At 59.1% G+C, this 2,444-nt stretch carries 1 pseudogene; it reads right to left on the reverse strand.

The annotated features are described in order from the left end of the window. Positions 1-2,444 (reverse strand): annotated as a pseudogene (locus tag LCF57_RS16475) (condensation domain-containing protein); the annotation flags it as partial.

Consider the following 2,444-nt stretch of genomic DNA (forward strand, 5'->3'; position numbering starts at 1 on the left):
CCGCACCGGGAACTGATCCAACCGGTATTCCCGCCGGTAGCCCGCCGCCGTGTTCACCAGGCTGCGGTGCTCGATCATCACGCCCTTCGGCTTGCCCGTCGTTCCTGACGTGTAGATCACGTACGCCAGGTCCTCCGGACGGCATTCGTGCAAGTGATCATCCGCTTCCAGCGGCCCATTCGCCCGCTCGTCGCTGTACGACGCTTCGTCGTCCAGGTACAGCACCGCCGCCAGCGCCAGCTCCTCTTCGCAGAGCCAGGCTTCGGCACGCTCTCGCAGCGGCGTTTGCGTCAGCAGCACCTTCGCTCCGCTGTCTTCAAGCATGAACCGCACGCGGTCTGCCGGATAATCCGGGTCGAGCGGCACATACGCCCCGCCCGCTTTCCAGACGGCCAGCACGGCCACCAGCAAGTCCACCGAACGCTCGGCGAGAATGCCGACGATCGACTCCCGGCCGATGCCGCTTGCGCGCAGCGTAGCCGCCAAGCGGTTCGCCCGCTCGTTCAGCTCCGCATACGTCAGCCGNAGGAGCCGCTTCCGGCTGCGCCAGGTGGAACGCGCCGAGAATTTGTTCTTTTTCCTCTGCCGTCAGCAAGTTCAGCTCGGCGATCTTCGCATCCGGACGGCTTACGATCGTTACAAGCAGCTGCTCGTAATGTTTCGCCAGCCGTTCGATCGTCTCCCTTTTGTAGAGAGCCGTCGCATATTCGAAGCTGTAATCCAAGCCGCCGTTCTCCTCGCCCACATCCAAGCTGATATCAAACTTCGCGGTATCCAGTGCGCTCGGATAAGGAATCAGGCGAAGCCCTTCCAGCTCAAATTCCTCGTTCTCCGTATTCTGCATCGTAAACAGCGTGTCGAAGAGCGGATTGCGGCTTAAATCACGGGTGACTTGCACCTTGTCCACCAATTCTTCGAACGGATAGTTTTGATGCTCGAAGGCGTGGAGGGTCGTTTCTTTGACTTCGTTCAGGTATGACAGGAATGTCTTCTCCGAAGCCGGATAACTGCGGATAGCCAGCGTGTTCAAGAAAATCCCGATCAACGGCTGCACATCTCCATGATTCCTTCCGGCAATCGGCGTACCGACGATCACGTCTTCCTGACCTGAATATTTATGCAGAAGGACGTTATACGCCGCAAGCAGCACCATAAACAGCGTCGTGCCCGTTTCCGAGGCCAGCTGCTTCAGGCCGTCGGTTTTCGAAGCGTCGAAGAAAAACTCCAGCGTTTGGCCTTCGTAGCTCTGCACGGCCGGACGCGGATAGTCGGTCGGCATTTCCAGCACCGGAAGCTCGCCTTGGAACATGTCCAGCCAGTACGCCTCCTGACGCTGAAGCCGTTCCTTCTGCTCCTGCGAATGCTGCCAAACGGTGTAGTCTTTGTACTGAATGCGCAGAGGCTCCAATTGCTCGCCGCCGTACAAGCGGACGAATTCTTCAACAAAGATTTCCATCGAGACGCCGTCGGAAATAATATGATGCATGTCGTACATTAGAATATGGCGTTCCGGAGCCAGCTCGACAAGGCCTACCCTCAGCAGCGGAGGCTTCGCCAAGTCAAACGGACGGACGAAACGGCGAACCGTCTCTTCGGCCTCTTGCTCATCCGCTCGATAGAACTCCACGGCAAAATTCACGTCCTGGTAAAACCGCTGCGATGCTTCGCCATCCACCATTTCGAACCCGGTGCGCAGCATTTCATGCCGCGCCACGAGCTTACGGAACGCTTCTTCGAACCTTGCCCGGTCCAAAGCACCCTCCAGCAGCATCGCTTCCGGCATGTTGTAGCTAAGCTCCGCGCCTTCCAGTTGATTCAGGATAAAGAGACGTTTTTGAGCAAAAGATTGCGGGTACACCTCTCGGTCATCCGCCACCGGAATGGCAACGAATGTCTGCTCATCCAGCCGGGAAATGGCGGCCGCCATGCTCTCGATCGTGGAATGGCGGAACACGTCGCGCAGCGGCAGATCCACGTTCAACTCTTTATGAATCTTGCTGACCAGCGTCGTCGCTCGCAGGGAGTGGCCACCGATGTCGAAGAAGTTGTCGTGAACGCCAATCTTCTTCGCAAGCCCCAAAACCTCCTGCCAAATCGCTGCCAGCTTCGTTTCCAGCTCATTGCGCGGTGCGACGTACTCCGTTCCGCTTCCCGCTTCCCCTTCCGGCGCTGGCAGCGCCTTCCGATCAATTTTCCCGTTCGGCGTCAGAGGCAGGCGCTCCAGCTCCACGAAGTACGACGGGATCATGTAGCCCGGCAGCTCCTGCGCCAGCGCGCCGCGCAGATCGTTCACCGCCAGCTCCGCTCCGGTATCCGGCGTGTAATACGCGCATAGCGCCTTCTGCCCGTTCGCGTCACTTCGAACCAGCACCACCGCTTCGCGCACGCCTTCCACCCGCAGCAGCTGCGACTCGATCTCGCCCGTCTCGATCCGGTAGCCCCGG

It is taken from the genome of Paenibacillus sp. BJ-4 (assembly GCF_020404765.1).
In the GTDB taxonomy this organism is placed as follows: domain Bacteria; phylum Bacillota; class Bacilli; order Paenibacillales; family Paenibacillaceae; genus Paenibacillus.